Genomic DNA, 17,756 nt, shown 5'->3' with positions numbered 1-17,756 from the left:
AATTCAAAGGAGCTCTGAAATCATGGCTGCAACCACAGCAACTGAAACCAAGACGCTGGTCAATTATCGCGTGGAAGACGGCGTGGCCGTCATCGAACTGTGCGATCCGCCGGCCAATACCTACACCTATGAAATGAACCGGCAACTGGACGAGTGCATCCTGAAGGCGCGCATGGACAATGACGTGTACGTGCTGCTGCTGACCGGCGCGGGCGACAAATTCTTCTCCGCCGGCGCCAACATTAAGATGCTTTCCTCGGTGGACCCCACCTTTAAGTATTACTTCTGCCTGCATGCCAATGAAATGCTGCTGCGCCTGGAGCACACACCCAAGCTGGTGATTGCCGCCATCAACGGCCACTGCGTGGGCGGCGGACTGGAAATCGCCATGGCCGCGGACCTGCGCATCGCGCGCCGCGATTCCGGCAAGATCGGCCTGCCGGAAATCAACCTGGGCGTTCTGCCTGGCACCGGCGGCACCCAGCGCCTGAGCCGCATGGTGGGCAAGAGCAAAGCCATTGAGCTCATGGTCACCGGCAACACCTTCACCTTTGAAGAAGCCAAAGAGATGGGCATCATCAACGACATTTACGAGCGCGACAACTTTATGGGCAACGTCATGGAGTACGCGCGCCAGTTCACGCCTCCCAACAAAGCCGCCAAGGCCGTGGGCAACATCAAGCGCTCGGTCCAGACGGGATGGGAGATTCCCATGGAGTCCGCGCTGGCGGTGGAGCGCGAACTGCAACAGCGCCTGTTCGCCAGCGACGACGCCAAGGAAGGCCTGGCCGCGTACGTGGACAAGAGACCAGCAACGTTTAAAGCAAAGTGACGGCGCTCAGCGGGCGTGAGCGGAGCGGGAGCCCGCTGCCGTCATCCTGAGCGAGCGCGAGTCCCGCACGGCGGGATGGGGCGAGTCGAAGGATCTCTGAAATCCGAGCGCAGCGAGGGATCCCTATTTGTTCGACGCTGTTTCGGATCTGTCATCCTGAGCGAAGCGCAGCAGCTATGCTCAGGATTGATTGAGTGATAGGCGCGGAGTCGCAGGATCCCGAGAATGGTTGGATTTACGATTCCGCCTGGAGGTGTTCTCACCAGAATCCTCGTGAGAACTCCCTGAAGCAGCAGGGCAGGGGAAAGACCTTCGGGATCTTTCGACTCGCCGTCACATTCGCTCCGGCTCGCTCAAGATGACACGCTAAAAAGGTGTTGTAGAGAATGTCGTGCAAACAAACGAAGTACCAGCTAGCGGCCAGTCGCTAGCAGCTTGAGGCTAAGAATGATGTTGACCGCAACCAAAACACACATCTCCCCTGGCAAGCTGCTTATCAACGGGCAGTGGAGTGAAGGCTCCGGCCGCGCGTTTGACACCATCAATCCCGCCACCGGTGAAGTGCTCACGCAGATCGCTGACGCCACCGCGCAGGATGTTGACCTGGCCGTGGCCGCGGCGCGCAAGGCCTTCGACGACATGGGCGGCCCGTGGCGCAAGATGTCCTCCAGCGACCGCGGCAAGCTCCTATGGCGCATCGCCGACCTGGTGGAAAAGAGCATTGAAGAGCTGGCCGAGCTGGAAACATTGGACAATGGCAAGCCCATCTTCGAATCGCGTTACGTGGACATGCCTATGGTGGCGGACGTGTTCCGCTATTTCGCCGGGTGGGCCACCAAGGTCCACGGTGAAACGGTAAACACTTTCAGCAACGCGTTCACGTACACGCTGCGCGAGCCGGTGGGCGTTGTAGGCGCGATCGTTGCCTGGAACTTCCCGCTGTTGCTGGCCAGTTGGAAGCTGGGTCCGGCCCTGGCATGCGGCAACTGCGTGGTGCTCAAGCCTGCGGAAGACACTTCACTCACCGCGCTGCGCTTTGGCGAACTGTGCCTGGAAGCTGGACTCCCCGCGGGCGTGTTGAACATAGTCACCGGCGGACCGGCCACCGGACAGGCTCTGGTGAAGCATCCCGGCGTGGACAAAGTCGCGTTCACCGGATCAACTTCCGTAGGCAAAGAGATCATGCGGGCGTCGGCGGACACGCTGAAGCGCGTGACGCTGGAGTTGGGCGGCAAATCGCCGAACATCGTGTTCGCTGATTCGTCCCTGGACTCGGCTGTGAAAGGCGCGCTCAACGGCATCTTTTACGGCAAAGGTGAAGTCTGCTGCGCCGGTTCGCGCCTGTTCGTGGAGAAAAAAGCGGAAGACGAATTCATGACCAAGCTGGTCGAAGGCAGCAAGAAGATCAAACTGGGCGACCCGCTGGACCCCAAAACGCGCCTAGGCGCCATTGTGAGCCAGAAGCAGATGGACACGGTGCTGGGCTACATCGAATCCGGCAAGAAAGAAGGCGCTGCCGTGCTGGCCGGCGGCAAGCGCGCCGCGGTCAATGGCGACCACGGTTTCTTCATCGAGCCCACGATTTTCGGCGGCGTGAAGAACGATATGAAGATCGCGCAGGAAGAGATATTTGGCCCCGTGCTGGCCACGCTCACGTTTGACGACATCGAAGAAGTCGCCGAACAAGCCAACCGCAACGTCTACGGCCTGGCCGCCGCGGTGTGGACCAACGACATCAAGAAAGCCCACCAGCTGTCGCGCCGCCTGAAGGCCGGCACAGTGTGGATCAACACCTACGGAGTGATGGACGCGGCGCTGCCTTTCGGCGGATACAAGCAATCCGGCTTTGGCCGCGAACTGGGCATGCACGCGATTGAACACTACACGGAACTCAAGACCGTGTGGATGAATTTGTGAGAGGAAGCAATTGGCAAATAGCAATTAGCAACTAGCCATCGGCCTTTAACCAAGAGCTAGAGGTCGGAAGCGACTTACTAATTGCCAATTGCTATTTGCTAATTACTACGGAGTTTTCATGCCTGGAAAAATACACAAGATCGGCACGTTCAGTGACTGGGTCGGCCTGTTCAACGAGTGGCGCAAGGAAGTGGGCGTGGACCACGACCAGATCAAAGAGTTCAAGTTTGACACCCTGTACGGCGCCATCGAAACCGACGAGATCACCTTTGGCTATTACAAGGGCCGCAACAAGTGGGAGAACATGCGCCAGATCCCCACCCAGAACATGCGTGACGCCCTGATGAACCTGATCGTCTACCAGGGTGACACCGAGTTCGCCAGCGTGGAACAGCAGCGCTGGCTTTTTGAGAGCGCGCCCAGTGACTATGACCGTTCCTGCCTGACCCGCGTGATGATTGAAGAAATGCGCCACGGGTGGCAGATGTGCGCGCTGCTCATAGACTTCTTCGGCGATACCGGCAAGGTGGAAGCCAAGAAAATGCTGGACCGCCGCGCCTACGAGAACAAGCGCCTGCTGGGCAGCTTTAATGAAGAATGCGACAACTGGCTGGACTTCTTCGCCTTCACTGACTTTGTTGACCGCGATGGCAAATTCCAGCTCCAGATGCTCAAGTATTCCGCCTTCGCTCCGCTGGGCCGTTCCATGAGTTACATGCTGAAGGAAGAAGCCTTCCACATGGGCACGGGCAACACTGGACTGGCGCGCATCGCGGAAGCCGGCGTGGTTCCCTCGTGGCTGATGCAGAAATATCTGAACAAGTGGATTTCCAGTTCGTACGACCTGTTCGGCACGGACCATTCCTCATCCGCGCAATGGGCCTACACCTGGGGATTGAAGGGCCGCTATGACGAGCCGGCCAATCCGCATCCCGCGGACCTTGAGGACTTGAACGATTACAACCGCCATCTCTATCGCGACGAATGCGCCACGCTGGTCAAGCGCATCAGCGCTGCGCAGAAGCAGGGCAATACGGCGCTCTATTGTCCGGACATCAAGTTCCACCGCAATATCGGCAAGTGGAAAGGCCAGATGTTCCATCCCCAAACCGGTGAGCCGATGGAAGAGAAAGAATACCGCGAGCAACTGGAAACCTGGATGCCCACCGCGGCCGACAAAAAGCTGTTGATGGACATCATCGGCGCGGAGAAGAAGTGGATTGCGCCGCGCCTGGGTGGACGCGACCCGCTGGTTACCATCGGCGAAGTACGGAAGAACGCGATTAATGCGGAAAAGTAGCCCTTTCTTCATCCCGAGCGAAGCGAGGGAGCCCTATGGCTGCCAACGTCACGTGGGCATCACAACTTAATTGGACCAAAGCAGCTTCGTTACAATAGTGATCCCTCACCCGCTGCGCGGGATTCGGGATTTCAGAAAAACATGTCCTACACCCTCAACGAGCTCATGGTCGTGGCCGCGGCGCGCGAGATCAAAGACGGCGAAGTGGTCTTCGTCGGCATGCGCTTGCCGCTGATTGCGTTTGTGGTCGCCAAGAAGACCCATGCGCCGAATGCCGTCGGCCTGTTCGAGAATGGCGTGATCCGCTCCTCGCCGTCGCCCGAGCTGATCTATACCATGGCCGACCCGCCCAACATCAAAGGCGCCACGCAGTGCCTGGACATGCTGAGCGTGATGGGCTTGTTGCAGTCGGGGAGAGTGCATCTCGGTTTTCTTGGCGCGGCGGAAGTGGACCGCTATGGCAACCTCAACTCCACGCAGGTCGAAAGTAAAAAAGCCCAAGGCAAGCACGGGCTGGTCCGGCTGCCGGGTTCGGGCGGCGCCTGCGACATTGCTTCCCTGGCACACCGCTTCGTGTCGCTGCTGGAACATGCGCGGCATCGCCTGCCCGAGCGCGTGAGTTACATCACCAGTCCCGGCAACGGCGAGGGCGCGGGATGGCGCAAGCGCGTGGGCCTTCCGCGCGGCGGACCTTCGGCGGTGATCACGTCGAAATGCGTGCTGCGCTTTAGCGATGACAGCGGGGAAGCTTACCTCTCTACCACCCACCCTGGCGTGGCCGTGGACGACGTGGTGGCGAACACCGGATGGCAGCTCAAAGTCGCTGACGATTTGCGGCCAACGCCGGTGCCGAGCGTCGCCGAGTTGAGGGCCATCCGCGAGTACGATACAAAAGGATTCTGGACGAGCTAGGGAGAGATCGCCGTGATCGCCGTGACTGCAAATCCCAGATCTCGCCACGGAGGCACGGAGAATTGCCAAGATTGCCAGAATTGCCAAAACCGCCGAAATTGAAAACCAAACGCACGGCGATGATGTAAGAAAAGGAAGATGAAGCTCCAAGAATAACCGGCTTCAGCCTCTGCAGGTATCAGGGCAGGGCCCAGCCTATGCCTTTAGGCATGGGTGAGCGAAGCCGAAAAAGTGCTGAACGGCGACAAAAGGATCGGGCTTCAGCCCTTGAGTGTTTTTGTTAGGATTATCGTCATGAACAAGCGTGTGATCGGCCTGGGCGGTATCTTCTTCAAGGCCAAAGATCCCCAAAGAATGTACGAGTGGTATGCGAAACACCTGGGCATCGCGGGCAAGCCGGACGAAGGCAGCATGTTCAAGTGGCGGCGTCTCGAAGACCCCTCGCACGAGACCTTCACCGTGTGGTCCATCTTTCCCCAGGACACCAAGTATTTCAATCCCAGCAGCGCACCCTTCATGATCAACTATCAGGTGGAAGACCTGGATGCGGTGCTGGAGGCGTTGCGGGCTGAGGGCGTAACGATCGATCCGAAACGCGAAGACCACGAATACGGGCGTTTTGCCTGGATCATGGACCCGGAGGGGAACCGGATTGAACTCTGGCAACCACCTGCGAAGAAAGAGTGAGTCCGCTTGCAGAAACGGGGGAGCGGAAAGAGAATTGCCAAGAGTGCCAAGATTGCCAAAATCGCCGAAAGTGAACTCCGGCGGAGGAGGCAATGAAATGATGAAGCCAAACGTTCGGAAAACAAGAGGCCCGGCATGAGTTCACCGTCATCCGCCATCACGAAGCGCATTACCCTCGAGACGCGGGGTGCCCTGGCCCGCATCATCCTCGCCCGCCCTCCGCTGAACGTGATTGACTTCCCCATGATGGACCAGCTTGCGGACGCGCTCCAGAAGCTGGAAGAGCACAAACAGATTGCGGTAGTCGTATTGAGCGGCGAAGACAAGAACTTCTCCGCCGGGGTGGACGTTGCGGTGCACACGCCGGACAAGATCCCCGCCATGCTGCAGAAATTTCACGGTCTGATCCTGGCGCTGGCCAAGCTTCCCAAAATCACCATTGCGGACGTCCGTGGCGCGTGCCTGGGCGGCGGCGCCGAACTGGCCATGGTCTGCGACCTGTGCTTCACCACGCCGGACGCCAAGTGGGGCTTCCCGGAGATCACGTTGGGTTGCTATCCGCCGGTGGCGTGCACCGCGCTGGCCGCGCTGGTCGGGCAGAAGCGCGCCGCTGACCTGATCTTCACCGGACGAACTTTTTCCGGCGAAGCGGCCGCCGCCTGGGGCCTGGCGAATGAAGCCGCCGTGGACGACCGCATGGACCAGGCCATCCAAAGCCGTCTGGGGCCGCTTCTCAAGCTCAGTCCGGCGGCTCTGGCCCACGCCAAGAAAGCTTTCTACGCGTGGGACTCCATTCACTTGGACAAAGGCCTGGCGCGCGCGGAAAAGATTTATGTAGAAGAGCTCATGCAGACCGACGACGCCCAAGAAGGCATTCAGGCCTGGATGGAGAAGCGGAAGCCGGAGTGGAAGGGAAGATAGACGACGGAAGATAGCTTGCTTCCAGACGATCATTCCGAGGAGGAATCAACGTGCCTGACCAGACCTTTGCTTCTTACGAGGAATTCTTTGCGTTTTATCTGCGCGAGCACAGCGATCCGCGTAACCGCTGGATGCATGCCGCGGGAACCTCGCTGGGCCTAGTCACGCTGATTGTGCCGTTTGTCGTGGGCCATCCTTGGTACGCGCTATTGTGGCCAGTGGTCGCCTACGGCTTTGCCTGGACGGGACACTTCCTCATCGAAGGCAACAAGCCGGCTACGTTCGGACATCCGTTCTGGTCGTTCATCAGCGACTTTCGAATGCTGGGACTAATGATAACCGGCAGGCTCGAAGCCCGGATGCAAGGGAAGCCCTAGCGGGCGGAGAGACGCTAGCGGGAGTGGCGCAATCCGAGCCATAGGTTCGCCATGCCGAGCAGCAGGTTGGCGATGCCCAAGAACAGTCCGATGACCCGCTCTCGTTTGCTCATGATGCGGGTTGAGTCGGTAGTCAGGGTAACCGTGCCGCCCGGGTAGTGGCCGGCGTAAGCCCGCCACAGCCACATCAACCCCATGAAAATCCACGCGACTCCAAACCACCAGCTCATCAGGTTTCTCCTTTGGCAAGATAGTTTTACAACAGCCCGAATCTCTCCACAACTTCATTGCGCCGGTTTCGTGATACGCTTGCGTTTTCAAGAGGTCTTTATGCAGCCTGCAAAGCCAAGCCGGATTCGCGCAGCACTCCAGCGCATCTTGCGCTTCCTGCGCAGACAACCGGGCGTCCGGAAAGAGCCGGACAACCCGCAAGACCCTTACGCCTACGTGGGCGCGCCCAAGCGGCCGAGGACGCCGAATCGCAGCGCGGCCGCCGTGGCGGAACTGCCCGAAGAATAGCTCCTTTTTCGATTAGCCCTTCCTAAGCGTTGCACATCTCTGCCCGCTTGGGCAGAATAGCGCAGCACGAAAACCTGGTCTTCAAAATACGTTAGCGGAGATTCGGAATGAAGTTTGCCAAAGTCCTCCTCTGGACGGCAGTGGCCGCGCTGGGCGCTGCGGCGTTTGCGACCATCGCCTGGCGGCGTGGCGAGCCCATCAGCGCCATGTGGCTGCTGGTGGCGGCGCTGTGCACATACGCGCTGGGCTATCGTTTCTACAGCAAATTTGTCGCCGCCAAAGTCCTTACCCTGGACGCCATGCGCGCCACTCCCGCCGAGCGCCTGGACAACGGCCGCGATTTCATGCCGACGAACAAGTGGGTGGTCTTCGGCCACCACTTTGCCGCCATCGCCGGACCAGGGCCGCTGCTGGGGCCGGTGCTGGCCGCGCAGTTTGGTTATCTGCCGGGCACGCTGTGGATTCTGGTCGGCGCCATCTTTGCCGGCTGCGTGCAGGACTTTGTGATTCTTCTGTTCTCCGTGCGGCGCGACGGCAAGTCCCTGGGGCAGATGGCGCGGGAGGAAATCGGCAAGACAGCGGGCACGGTGGCGTTCATCGCCGTGCTGGGGATTCTCATTATTCTGCTGGCGGTGGTGGCGCTGGTAATCGTCAACGCGCTCAAGAACAGTCCGTGGGGCGTGTTTACCATCGGCATGACCATTCCTATTGCGCTGTTGATGGGCGTCTACCTGCGTTACTTGCGGCCGGGCCGCGTGCTGGAAGCATCGGTCCTTGGGTTCGTGCTTGTCATGCTCTCGATTTTCGGGGGACAGTGGGTGTCGCAGTCGCCCAGCCTGGCCGGAGTCTTTACTTTGAGCGCGACGGCGCTGGCCGTGCTCATCATTCTTTATGGCTTTGCGGCGTCGGCCTTGCCGGTGTGGCTGCTGCTGGCGCCGCGCGACTACCTCAGCACCTTCGTCAAGCTCGGGACGGTCGGCATTCTGGCGATGGGAATTGTCCTGGTGCGTCCGCACCTGCAGATGCCCGCGCTCACCCGCTTCACCGACGGCAGCGGGCCGGTCTTTGCCGGCAACTTGTTCCCGTTTGCGTTCATCACCATCGCTTGCGGGGCCATCAGCGGATTTCACTCGCTGATCTCCAGCGGCACCACGCCCAAGCTGATCGCGCGCGAGCCGCAAGCGCGCATGGTCGGCTACGGCGCGATGATGGCGGAATCGTTCGTCGGCATCATGGCCATGATCGCCGCGTGCACCTTGCAGCCGGGGACGTACTTCGCGGTGAACAGCGGGGCGGGGATGGTGGGTGGATCGCCAACAGCTGCCGTCGCGACCATCAGCGGCTGGGGTTTCCCCGTCACCGCCGACCAGATGAACACGCTGGCCGGCGCGGTGGGCGAGAAAAGCCTGTTCTTCCGCACGGGCGGCGCCCCGGCGTTTGCGCTGGGCATGGCCAAGATTTTTTCTGACTCGCTGGGCGGCGCGCGGGTGATGGCCCTGTGGTACCACTTCGCCATCATGTTTGAGGCGTTGTTCATCCTGACCGTGCTGGACGCCGGCACGCGCGTGGCCCGCTTCATGCTTCAGGACGCGCTGGGTCACATATGGAAACCGATGGGCCGCACCAGTTGGTATCCCAGCATTCTCGCCACCAGCACGCTGGTGGTTTTAGCGTGGGCCTGGTTCCTGTGGCAGGGAATCCGCGATCCGCTGGGCGGCATCAATTCTCTGTGGCCGCTGTTTGGCATTTGCAATCAACTGCTGGCGGCGGTGGCGCTCTGCGTGGCGACAACCATCATCGTCAAGATGGGCCGCGCGCGCTACATGTGGGTCACGCTGGCGCCGCTGGGTTGGCTCATCGCGGTGACCTTTGCCGCGTCGTGGCACAAGATGTTTGACCCCAATCCGCTGATTGGCTTTCTGGCGCACGCGCGCCTGATCGCCACCGGACCAGCCACGGTGGACTTGGCCCGGCGCATCTTCAATGACCGCCTGGATGCCGTGGTGTGCGGGCTGCTGATGGTGCTGGTGAGCGTGATTGTGATTGAGTCGGCGACGGTGTGGATCAACGTGATTTCCGGCCGGCGTGCGGCCGCGACTCAGGAAGCGCCGTTCGTGGCGACCCAGCTGGCGGAGGAGTTCCTATGACCGATTCCACCACGGAGGCACGGAGACACGGAGAAGACAATGGCAATCGTCGTGTCTGGCACAGCTCTGGTTCGTATCAGGGCACGAGCTTTAGTCATGCCGTAGAGATCAAGAATATTTGGGCTTTAGCCTCTGCAGTTCTCCGCAGCGTGGCAAAGATCGCAGTCGCCACTCTGCGCGAGATATTTGATGAATCGGCCTACGAACGTTTCTTGACGCGTACGCAGTCGGCAAGATCGGTGGAGAGCTATCGTGCGTTTCTGGGTGAGAGGGAGTCATCGATCGTCAGCAAACCGAGGTGCTGCTGAGCGGCGGAAAGTAAGGTACACTCTCCTCATGCGCGTCCTGGGCATTGATTGCGGCAGCGAGTACACCGGCTACGGCGTGGTGGAAGAAGACGCTGACCGCCACCTCTTATGCTGCGCCTTGGGCGCGGTGAAGCTGAAGTCGCGCGACCCCATGGCCAACAAGCTGCAACAAATCTTTTCTGAACTGACGGCGGTCATCGCCGAACACCAGCCGGAAATGGTGGCCATTGAGGACGTGTTTTACGCCATGAACGTGAAATCAGCGCTCAAGCTGGGACAGGTGCGAGGCGTGGCCATGCTGGCGGCGTCGTGGTCCGGGCTGCAGGTGGCGGAGTATTCGCCGCTGTCCATCAAGTCCGCGGTGGTGGGTTACGGCCGCGCGGAAAAGAGCCAGGTGCAGCAGATGGTCAAGCGGCTGCTCAAACTGCCGGAGCTGCCCGAGCCCGCCGACGTGGCGGACGCGCTGGCCATCGCCATCTGCCACATTCATACTTCCTCCACGTTGATGCGCTACCACAAGCTCGATCCTCAAGCGGCAACGTCATGAAACGCTGGTTCTGGTCTCTGTTGCTGACGGCGCTGGCGCTGGCGACGCCGGTCCTATTCGCTGGGCAATCGCCCAAGACGGCGGCTGGTGCGGCGTCCTCTGCAATTCCCACCATTACCTTTACGTGCGACTGGGAAGCGACCACCCCGCAGAAATACAGCATCACGGTAAAGCCAGACGGCAGCGCGCACTACCAGTCCAGCAGTCCGACGCGACCCGACAAGGACAGCACGTCCAACGACGAAGACTACCAGTTGGACTTCACGCTCTCCGCTGCCAACCGGGACAAGATCTTCAAGCTGGCCGAGCAGGCAGAGTATTTCAATGGCGATTTTGAATTCCATAAACATGCCATCGCCAACACCGGCAAGAAGACCCTAAGCTATGCCGATGCCACGCGGTACTTTCAGACCGTGTTCAACTATTCTGAGAACCAGGCGATTCAGGAACTGAGCCAGATCTTTCGCGGCATCTCCGCCACGCTGCAGCACGGACGCAAACTGCAGTTCCTGCGCCGCTTTGACCGCCTGGGGATGGAAGAAGAGCTGAAAGCAGCGGAAGCCAACGCTGAATCGCACAGTCTGGCGGAACTGCAGCTGATTGCTCCTCTGCTGGAGAGCATCGCCAATGACTCAGGCATCCTGAATATCGCCCGGCAGCGCGCCAAGCGGCTGCTGGCGCAGAGCGGCGTGCAATAAGAGCCTCTTAGTCCGGTTCGCAAAACAAAACCTTTGAAACACGGAGGAACGGAGGAACCGGAGGGCTGATAGGAATCGCAAGCCAGCAGAAAGATTCTAAGACTGCTGGAGTAGCCGGAAGACTTCGGCGGTTTTGTCCAGCGCAAGAGCCTCCGCTCTCACATCAGCGCGCGCGCCGACTTTCTTGAGCGCCGCTTTGATTTTGCTTTCAGGAAAATCTTTCTTCAGGTTGTTCAGCAACGTCTTGCGTTTCATGGCGAAGGCCTTTTTCAAGAACGGGATGAAATCTTTCGCAGCCACTTGCAACTCTTCAAACCTGGGAGCAACGGTCAGGCGGAGCACGCTGGAATGGACTTTGGGCGGCGGCGAGAACGCGCCCGGCGGCAGCGTAAACAGCAGTTCTGTTTTGCAATAGAGCTGCGCGGTAGCCGAGAGCAGGCCGTAGTCGCGCGAACCCGGCTTGGCGGCGACGCGCTCGGCCACTTCGCGCTGGGCCATAATCACCATCACGTCAAACTGGTCATGGAAATCGAACAAGCGCAGCAGAATGTCAGAAGTAATGTAGTAGGGCAGGTTGCCGACCACGTGCGCTCGCGAGGGCTTCAGCGGACGCAAATCGCTGAGCGGCCCTACCGTCCGCTTCAGGACCGTGCGGAAGTCAATGTTGAGGACGTCGCCTTCCAGAATCTCCACGTTGGGACAGCGCGAGTACTTGTAGCGCAGTTCGGTGGCCAGCAGGCGGTCCAGCTCAATGGCCACCAGCCGCCCGGCGCGCTCCACCAGCAAGTCGGTTAGTGCGCCGCGTCCGGGACCGATCTCCAGGACAACCGTATGCGAAACGTCGCCCAGTTTGGAGACGATCTGCTCCGCGGCGTCGGGGTCAGTCAGAAAGTTTTGTCCCAGCTTGGCTTTTTTGGCCGGCAAGGCAGGCTCCTTACTTAATCCTATCAGCGGCGGCGCCGGCGCCGGGGTGCGACCCCTGGTGAATCGCGGCTTTTATTACGGCCCCAACACCACTGGTTCAGCATCTAAACGTAATCAGGGAGGTACCTCTCTGTAAATTGACCCTGCTTCTGGCCCGGCATTAGACTCCTCTTAGTTACGGGTTGTGCCGGCCCGCTCTGGTGTTTCAAGGACCCCTGGAGGCCCCATGAACATTGTCTTTGCCGCGTCTGAGTGCGTGCCGTTCTCCAAGACCGGCGGGCTGGCGGACGTGGTGGGCGCGCTCCCCAAGGCCCTGACAGAGCTGGGCCACGCGGTTACGGTTTATCTCCCCAAGTACAGGCAGACGCGGCTCAACAACGGCCGAGTCGTGCTGCCCAGCGTGACCATCCCTTTTGACGACCAATACCGCTTCTGCTCCGTGCGCGACGGCGGCAAGCAAAGCGGCGTGCAGTATTACTTTATTGAATACCCGCCATATTTCGATCGCGAAGCTCTCTACGGGACCTCGGCCGGCGATTATCCGGACAACGCGGAGCGCTTTGCTCTCTACTCGCGCGCCGTGCTGGAAGCCGCAAAAATCCTGGGCGTGCCGGACATCTTTCACTGCCACGACTGGCAGTCCGCGCTGGTCCCCGTGCTGCTGCGCACCAGTTACGCCGACGATCCGGTGTATCGCAACACGTCCACGGTGTTCACCATCCACAACATCGGCTATCAGGGCATCTTCCCCGCAGACACGCTTCCGCTGCTCATGCTGCCTTGGGACCTGTTCACCATTGACAAGATGGAGTTTTGGGGCAAGGTCAACTTCCTCAAAGGCGCGCTGACCTCCGCCGACCACATCACCACGGTGAGCCGGCGCTACGTGCAGGAGATCCAGACAGCGGAATTCGGCTTTGGCCTGGAGGGCGTGCTGCGCAGCCGCGCGGGCAATCTCACCGGCATTCTGAATGGCGTGGATTACCGGGAGTGGAGCCCGGCCAAGGACAAGCTCACCGTTTGCCAGTATCACCCGGACAAACTGGAAGGCAAAATGGGCTGCAAGTACGATCTGCTGCGCCAGTTTGGCCTGGAGAGTCCGGACGCGTCGTTGCCGGTGATCGGCATTGTGTCGCGCTTTGCCGCGCAGAAAGGGTTTGACCTGATTGCGGAGATCGCCGGACAACTGTCATGGCTGCAGGTGATCTTCACCATCCTGGGCAGCGGTGACAAGGAATACGAAGAGCTCTTCCTCAAGCTGGCTAAGCAGTTTCCGGGAAAGTTTTCCGTGAAGATCGCCTATGACAACGTGCTGGCCCACAAGATTGAAGCCGGGGCCGATATGTTTCTGATGCCGTCGCGCTACGAGCCCAGCGGGCTGAACCAGATGTACAGCCTGAAATACGGGACGGTGCCCATCGTCCGCGCCACCGGCGGCCTGGACGACACGGTGGAACAGTGGGATCCGGAGACCGGGCAGGGAACCGGCTTCAAGTTCACCAGCTACTCCGGTCCCGCGCTGCTCAACGCCATCCAGCAGGCGCTGCGCGCCTTTGAGAACAAGGCGAAATGGAAGCAGCTAATGATCAACGGAATGCGGAAAGATTTTTCCTGGGGCGCGTCCGCCAAAGAATATGTGAAAGTCTACGAGCGCTTGACGGGTTCGAAGCCCGCTCCGCCGGGCGAAAGCGCGGTGGAGTTCAGCAGAGCGTGAACTGCGAAGTCCTTACCACAGAGGGCACAGAGAAACACAGAGGTGGTTGGGCATGTTAGACAGGCTTATCTCTGTGGCTCTCTGTGTCCTCTGTGGTTAAACGTCGTTTTGCAAACCACCAATACACCGGCACGCCCGCCAGAATCACCAGCGTCCCCGCCAACGAATTTCTTACGTTGTCCATGAACGTGTAATAGAGCAGAATCGCCGCGGCGGTGATGAACAGTGCAGGGACCACCGGGTATCCCCAGGTGCGGTAAGGACGCGTTGTGTTTGGTTCGCGCACGCGGAAGACAAAGATGGTGCTGGCGGCGATCATATAGAAGAGCCACTCCGCGAAAATCGCTAATGAGAACAAGTCTTTGAACGCGCCACCCACCAACAAGAGCATGATCGCCATCACGGCTTGAACGATGATCGCCAGTGACGGCGTGTGAAAGCGCGGATGCACCTCCGCCAGCGCTTTGAAGAAATAACCGTCACGCGCCACGGCAAAGGGTACGCGGCCGCCGCTCATGATGGTGCCGTTCAGAGTGACGAGCATGGAGAGCGCCATGCCCGCCGAGACCAGCGCCGCTCCGCTGGCGCCAATCGCGATCTGCGTGGCCAGCGACGCGGGAACTTTGGTGGCGGCAATCGTCGCCGACGGCAGCACGTACTGAATGGCGGCGTTCATGCCCATGTACAGCGCGGCCACCAGGGCCACACCGGCAATCAGCGCGATGGGAATACTGCGTCCGGGATTGCGGACTTCACCGCTGACCATGTTGAGGTCATTCCAGCCGTCGTAGGCCCACAGCGCCGCCACCAGGGCCGCCATGAATCCAGCCATGCCGCCTTTTGCGCCCAGGAACGTGGTGTGAAAGTTGCCCCTGCCTCCGGAAGCCGCAGTGAATCCGACGGCCACAATGGCCACGATCATCACCACTTTAAGCGACGTCAGGGCCAACTGGAAACCGCCCGCTTTTTTCACGCCGATATAGTTCAACGCGGAGATCAGGATGGTGGCGGCAATCGCCACCAAGTGGCCGTAAGAAACGTCAATAGAATGCGCGCCGCCCAGAGGCAGGCTAAAAAAAACGCTGGAGAGAAAACTGAGGCGCGGGAACGTGCTGAGCACGTCCACCATACCGGTGGTGATGGAGGCAATGGAAGCAGGCTTGGCGATGAGGAACCAGGTCCAAGCATAAAGAAAGCCCAGCAGGGAACCGTAGGCGTCGCGAATGTAAACGTATTCGCCGCCGGCCCAGGGCTTGATGGCGCCGAGCTCGGCATAGGTAAGCGCGCCGAAGAAAGACAGCAGCCCGCCGACGATCCACACCAGATAAACGCCGCCTGCCGTGCCAACGTCCTTCATCATCTCGCTGGAGACGCGAAAAATGCCGCTGCCGATGATGGTGCCAACGACGATCGCGGTGGCATGCCAGACGTTGAGTTCGCGTAGCAGACCGGGCTTGGGAATCTCAGTTGTGGCCATCAGTCTCCACCGGTTTTGCTCGGCCGTTCAAAACGAAACTCACGGCATAGCCGACGACGAACGTTGTCGTAGCGCCAAAAGTCACGTACCAGGTCCAGGCGATGTTCGTGCCTTTCCACAGATAGCCGTTCAAAGCCAGTCCGCAGAGCATACCAGCAATGGCGCCGGCTTGCGTAGCGCGGCGGGTCAGCACGCCCAGAAGAAACACGCCGAGCAGCCCCCCATAAGCCACGGAAGCAATGCTGAGCCCGGTGACCAGCACGGTCCGGCTCTGGCGGGAAACCAAGGCCAGACCGAAGAGCGCGACGCACCAGAGGATGGTGGCGCCGCGGGAGAGCGCCAGGCGAGCGCGGTCAGTAGTCTGCGGCTTGAAGCGCAGGTAGAAATCCATCATCGTGGTGGAAGACAGCGAATTGAGGGCGGCGCTCAAGTTGGACATGGCCGCCGCCAGAATCGCCGCGATCAACAGTCCCGCCATGCCGCGTGGCACGTGGTCAACGATAAACGTGGGGAAAACGTAGTCGTTGGAGGCAAAGGGCGATGCCGGCGGATACACGCGATAGAAAACCCACAGCCCGACGCCCACCAGCAAAAACAGCGTGAATTGAAACAAAATGACCACGCCGCTGGAGAGCAGAGCAAATTTGGAGTCGCGCTCATTGCGGGCGGAGAGCAGTCGCTGCACCATGAGCTGATCGGTGCCGTGGCTGGCGGTGGTAAGGAACATTCCGCCGATCATCCCTGCCCAGAACGTGTAGGTCTTGAAGAAGCTGAAGGAGAAATCAAAGACTTGCAGCTTGCCGGCTTCGGCGGCGGCCGAGTGGATGGCCGGCCATCCCCCGGGAACCAAGTGAGTCAACGTCAGGAAACCGGCAATGGTCCCGCCGACGTAGATGAACATCTGAATAACGTCAGTCCAAATCACCGCGGCCATGCCGCCCTCAAAGGTGTAGATCAGCGTGAGTAGCATTACAATAGCGATGGAGCCGATGTCGCCGGTTCCCAGAGCCGTGTGGACAACAATGGACACGGCCCACACGCGCACGCCTTCGGCGGCGGCGCGAGTGATCAGGAAGACGCCGGCGGTCATCTTGTGCAACTTCTTGCCGAAACGGCGGTCAATAAGTTCGTAGGCGGTGAACATTTCTCCGCGAAAATATTGGGGAATCAGAATCAGGCTGATGACCACGCGTCCCAGCATGTAGCCGATGACCAGCTGCAGGAAACCAAGCGTGCCAGCGTAGGCGATGCCGGGAGTGCCAATGACCGTGAGGGTACTGGTTTCCGCGGCCACAATCGAGAGGCCGATGGCCCACCAGGGAATGTTGCGGTCGGCCAGAAAATAGTCGCGGAGTGACCTTTGGGACTTGCGGAACCTTAGTCCAAAGAAAGTAATGCCAATCAAATAAACGGCGATAATAGCGGCATCAATCGTGTGCAATCGCATGAATTAGACTTGAGTCCTGCCGGGTGAACAAGCGCCGGCAAACATTATTGGGTATAACTGTGCAAAGCAACAGAAAAACTTGCGGGACAATGCAGTAACCACAGGGCATGGCACTTTATCTGGGAATTGATGCTGGAGGCACCAAGACTGACTGCGCCGTGAGCAACGGCGCGGAGCTGCTTGGCCAGGCCAGCGGCGAAACCTGCAAACTGGCGCGCGTGGGCAAAGAGAAAGCCCGCCAGGTGCTGCAGGAGGTCATCCAGCGCGCCTGCAACTCCGCGCGCGTGCTGCCGCGTGACATACAGCATGTGTGCATCGGCATGGCCGGCGCGTCGCTGCCGGAAGCCGTGACATGGGCGCAGGAAACCATCCGCGAGGTCATCCCCGCAGCCACCATTTATGTTGCCGGCGACCACGTGATCGCCCACCGCGCCGCGTTTGGAACTTCTCACGGGGTGCTGGTGGTGTCCGGCACCGGATCCATCGCCTTCGGGCGCAACCAGCAAGGCGAAACGGCGCGGGCCGGCGGATGGGGGCCCAGCGTTTCTGATGAAGGCTCCGCTTTCTGGGTGGGCAAAGAAGCAGTCTCCGCCGCGCTGCACGCCTACGATCTTGGCCGCAGCAACAGCTTGCTGCCGCTAATTGCCAACTGCTGGAGCGTGGCGCCGGAAGAGGTAGTGCGGATGGCCAACGCGTCCGAGCCACGGTTCGCGGAACTGGCGGCTGTGGTCGCCACCGAAGCCGAGAGCGGCGATCTGCTGGCTCGCGAAATCACTGAACGCGCCGGCAAGGAACTGGCTTTGCTGGCTGACGCGGTCATCAAACGTCTGTGGCCCAGCGGCGGTGTGGTTCCGGTGGCCCTCTCCGGCGGCGTTCTGCAAGGCTCAGCCCTGGTGCGCCAGGCTTTCAAGGACGCCATGCGCGAGCTGCTGCCGGAAGCGGCGATCAGTTTTACTTTTGTGCGTCCGGTGACCGGGGCGCTGGAGATTGCGGCACAACGCGGACGACGGTGATGGTTTAGTTGCTTTG

18 protein-coding genes are annotated in these 17,756 nt (G+C 60.0%); 14 read left to right on the top strand and 4 right to left on the bottom strand.

The annotated features are described in order from the left end of the window. Positions 1-22 precede the first annotated feature (22 nt). The 7 genes from LAO20_06770 (at position 23) to LAO20_06740 (ending at position 6,946) form a co-directional block, all read left to right on the top strand. Entirely contained in the window at positions 23-832 is an 810-nt protein-coding gene (locus tag LAO20_06770) for an enoyl-CoA hydratase/isomerase family protein (GenBank protein ID MBZ5531115.1), read from the top strand. 450 nt (positions 833-1,282) lie between these two features. Next, positions 1,283-2,749: an aldehyde dehydrogenase family protein gene (locus LAO20_06765; GenBank protein ID MBZ5531114.1), complete on the top strand. Its 1,467-nt coding sequence runs from the start codon at positions 1,283-1,285 to the stop codon at positions 2,747-2,749. 118 nt (positions 2,750-2,867) lie between these two features. Further along, positions 2,868-4,049: a phenylacetate-CoA oxygenase subunit PaaI gene (locus tag LAO20_06760; protein ID MBZ5531113.1), complete on the top strand. Its 1,182-nt coding sequence runs from the start codon at positions 2,868-2,870 to the stop codon at positions 4,047-4,049. A 141-nt stretch (positions 4,050-4,190) separates the two neighbouring features. Further along, complete coding sequence (locus tag LAO20_06755) at positions 4,191-4,961, top strand: CoA-transferase (protein MBZ5531112.1); 771 nt, start codon at positions 4,191-4,193, stop codon at positions 4,959-4,961. 294 nt (positions 4,962-5,255) lie between these two features. Continuing rightward, positions 5,256-5,648: a VOC family protein gene (locus tag LAO20_06750; GenBank protein ID MBZ5531111.1), complete on the top strand. Its 393-nt coding sequence runs from the start codon at positions 5,256-5,258 to the stop codon at positions 5,646-5,648. A 135-nt stretch (positions 5,649-5,783) separates the two neighbouring features. Then, positions 5,784-6,569, top strand: coding sequence for an enoyl-CoA hydratase/isomerase family protein (locus tag LAO20_06745; protein MBZ5531110.1), 786 nt, complete (start codon positions 5,784-5,786; stop codon positions 6,567-6,569). 50 nt (positions 6,570-6,619) lie between these two features. Then, a complete protein-coding gene (locus LAO20_06740) occupies positions 6,620-6,946 on the top strand; it encodes a DUF962 domain-containing protein (protein MBZ5531109.1) in 327 nt (108 codons plus the stop codon). Between the two features lie 14 nt (positions 6,947-6,960). On the opposite strand, the gene LAO20_06735 is transcribed toward LAO20_06740, so the two are convergent. After that, positions 6,961-7,176 carry a hypothetical protein gene (locus LAO20_06735; protein ID MBZ5531108.1) on the bottom strand — a complete coding sequence of 72 codons (216 nt, stop codon included), beginning with the start codon at positions 7,174-7,176 and terminating at the stop codon, positions 6,961-6,963. A 100-nt stretch (positions 7,177-7,276) separates the two neighbouring features. Here LAO20_06735 and LAO20_06730 point away from each other — a divergent pair, with 100 nt between their 5' ends. From LAO20_06730 to LAO20_06710, 5 genes are all read left to right on the top strand, one after another. Then, the gene (locus LAO20_06730; protein MBZ5531107.1) at positions 7,277-7,465 is read left to right on the top strand and encodes a hypothetical protein; all 189 of its coding nucleotides are present in this window, start codon (positions 7,277-7,279) and stop codon (positions 7,463-7,465) included. 107 nt (positions 7,466-7,572) lie between these two features. After that, positions 7,573-9,612: a carbon starvation protein A gene (locus LAO20_06725; GenBank protein ID MBZ5531106.1), complete on the top strand. Its 2,040-nt coding sequence runs from the start codon at positions 7,573-7,575 to the stop codon at positions 9,610-9,612. Further along, positions 9,609-9,920, top strand: a complete 312-nt coding sequence (locus LAO20_06720; GenBank protein ID MBZ5531105.1) for a hypothetical protein — start codon at positions 9,609-9,611, stop codon at positions 9,918-9,920. The genes LAO20_06725 and LAO20_06720 overlap by 4 nt, the downstream gene beginning before the upstream one ends. A 28-nt stretch (positions 9,921-9,948) precedes the next feature. Continuing rightward, positions 9,949-10,467: a crossover junction endodeoxyribonuclease RuvC gene (ruvC, locus tag LAO20_06715; GenBank protein ID MBZ5531104.1), complete on the top strand. Its 519-nt coding sequence runs from the start codon at positions 9,949-9,951 to the stop codon at positions 10,465-10,467. Beyond that, positions 10,464-11,165: a hypothetical protein gene (locus LAO20_06710; GenBank protein MBZ5531103.1), complete on the top strand. Its 702-nt coding sequence runs from the start codon at positions 10,464-10,466 to the stop codon at positions 11,163-11,165. The genes ruvC and LAO20_06710 overlap by 4 nt, the downstream gene beginning before the upstream one ends. 96 nt (positions 11,166-11,261) lie before the next feature. Here LAO20_06710 and rsmA read toward each other — a convergent pair whose 3' ends face one another. Further along, on the bottom strand, positions 11,262-12,089 hold the full coding sequence (rsmA, locus tag LAO20_06705) for a 16S rRNA (adenine(1518)-N(6)/adenine(1519)-N(6))-dimethyltransferase RsmA (protein ID MBZ5531102.1): 828 nt from the start codon (positions 12,087-12,089) through the stop codon (positions 11,262-11,264). A 226-nt stretch (positions 12,090-12,315) separates the two neighbouring features. Here rsmA and glgA point away from each other — a divergent pair, with 226 nt between their 5' ends. Continuing rightward, on the top strand, positions 12,316-13,803 hold the full coding sequence (gene glgA / locus LAO20_06700) for a glycogen synthase GlgA (GenBank protein ID MBZ5531101.1): 1,488 nt from the start codon (positions 12,316-12,318) through the stop codon (positions 13,801-13,803). Between the two features lie 55 nt (positions 13,804-13,858). On the opposite strand, the gene LAO20_06695 is transcribed toward glgA, so the two are convergent. Beyond that, positions 13,859-15,280: an amino acid permease gene (locus LAO20_06695; GenBank protein ID MBZ5531100.1), complete on the bottom strand. Its 1,422-nt coding sequence runs from the start codon at positions 15,278-15,280 to the stop codon at positions 13,859-13,861. Next, positions 15,267-16,727, bottom strand: a complete 1,461-nt coding sequence (locus LAO20_06690) for a sodium:solute symporter (GenBank protein ID MBZ5531099.1) — start codon at positions 16,725-16,727, stop codon at positions 15,267-15,269. The genes LAO20_06695 and LAO20_06690 overlap by 14 nt, the downstream gene beginning before the upstream one ends. 107 nt (positions 16,728-16,834) lie before the next feature. On the opposite strand from LAO20_06690, the gene LAO20_06685 reads away from it, so the two are divergent. Next, positions 16,835-17,740 (top strand): hypothetical protein, encoded by a 906-nt coding sequence (locus tag LAO20_06685; protein MBZ5531098.1) that lies wholly within the window; start codon positions 16,835-16,837, stop codon positions 17,738-17,740. The last annotated feature ends 16 nt before the right edge of the window (positions 17,741-17,756 follow it).

The organism is Terriglobia bacterium, from assembly GCA_020072815.1.
GTDB lineage: Bacteria > Acidobacteriota > Terriglobia > Terriglobales > Acidobacteriaceae > Angelobacter.
This window is presented reverse-complemented; position numbering and strand designations above follow the sequence as displayed.

What these genes read in the sequence shown, in the direction of transcription:
- LAO20_06770 (MBZ5531115.1), top strand. Translation starts at nt 23, where the DNA reads ATGGCTGCAACCACAGCAACTGAAACCAAGACGCTGGTCAATTATCGC.
- LAO20_06765 (MBZ5531114.1), top strand. Translation starts at nt 1,283, where the DNA reads ATGTTGACCGCAACCAAAACACACATCTCCCCTGGCAAGCTGCTTATC.
- LAO20_06760 (MBZ5531113.1), top strand. Translation starts at nt 2,868, where the DNA reads ATGCCTGGAAAAATACACAAGATCGGCACGTTCAGTGACTGGGTCGGC.
- LAO20_06755 (MBZ5531112.1), top strand. Translation starts at nt 4,191, where the DNA reads ATGTCCTACACCCTCAACGAGCTCATGGTCGTGGCCGCGGCGCGCGAG.
- LAO20_06750 (MBZ5531111.1), top strand. Translation starts at nt 5,256, where the DNA reads ATGAACAAGCGTGTGATCGGCCTGGGCGGTATCTTCTTCAAGGCCAAA.
- LAO20_06745 (MBZ5531110.1), top strand. Translation starts at nt 5,784, where the DNA reads ATGAGTTCACCGTCATCCGCCATCACGAAGCGCATTACCCTCGAGACG.
- LAO20_06735 (MBZ5531108.1), bottom strand. Translation starts at nt 7,176, where the DNA reads ATGAGCTGGTGGTTTGGAGTCGCGTGGATTTTCATGGGGTTGATGTGG.
- LAO20_06730 (MBZ5531107.1), top strand. Translation starts at nt 7,277, where the DNA reads ATGCAGCCTGCAAAGCCAAGCCGGATTCGCGCAGCACTCCAGCGCATC.
- LAO20_06725 (MBZ5531106.1), top strand. Translation starts at nt 7,573, where the DNA reads ATGAAGTTTGCCAAAGTCCTCCTCTGGACGGCAGTGGCCGCGCTGGGC.
- LAO20_06720 (MBZ5531105.1), top strand. Translation starts at nt 9,609, where the DNA reads ATGACCGATTCCACCACGGAGGCACGGAGACACGGAGAAGACAATGGC.
- ruvC (MBZ5531104.1), top strand. Translation starts at nt 9,949, where the DNA reads ATGCGCGTCCTGGGCATTGATTGCGGCAGCGAGTACACCGGCTACGGC.
- LAO20_06710 (MBZ5531103.1), top strand. Translation starts at nt 10,464, where the DNA reads ATGAAACGCTGGTTCTGGTCTCTGTTGCTGACGGCGCTGGCGCTGGCG.
- glgA (MBZ5531101.1), top strand. Translation starts at nt 12,316, where the DNA reads ATGAACATTGTCTTTGCCGCGTCTGAGTGCGTGCCGTTCTCCAAGACC.
- LAO20_06695 (MBZ5531100.1), bottom strand. Translation starts at nt 15,280, where the DNA reads ATGGCCACAACTGAGATTCCCAAGCCCGGTCTGCTACGCGAACTCAAC.
- LAO20_06690 (MBZ5531099.1), bottom strand. Translation starts at nt 16,727, where the DNA reads ATGCGATTGCACACGATTGATGCCGCTATTATCGCCGTTTATTTGATT.
- LAO20_06685 (MBZ5531098.1), top strand. Translation starts at nt 16,835, where the DNA reads ATGGCACTTTATCTGGGAATTGATGCTGGAGGCACCAAGACTGACTGC.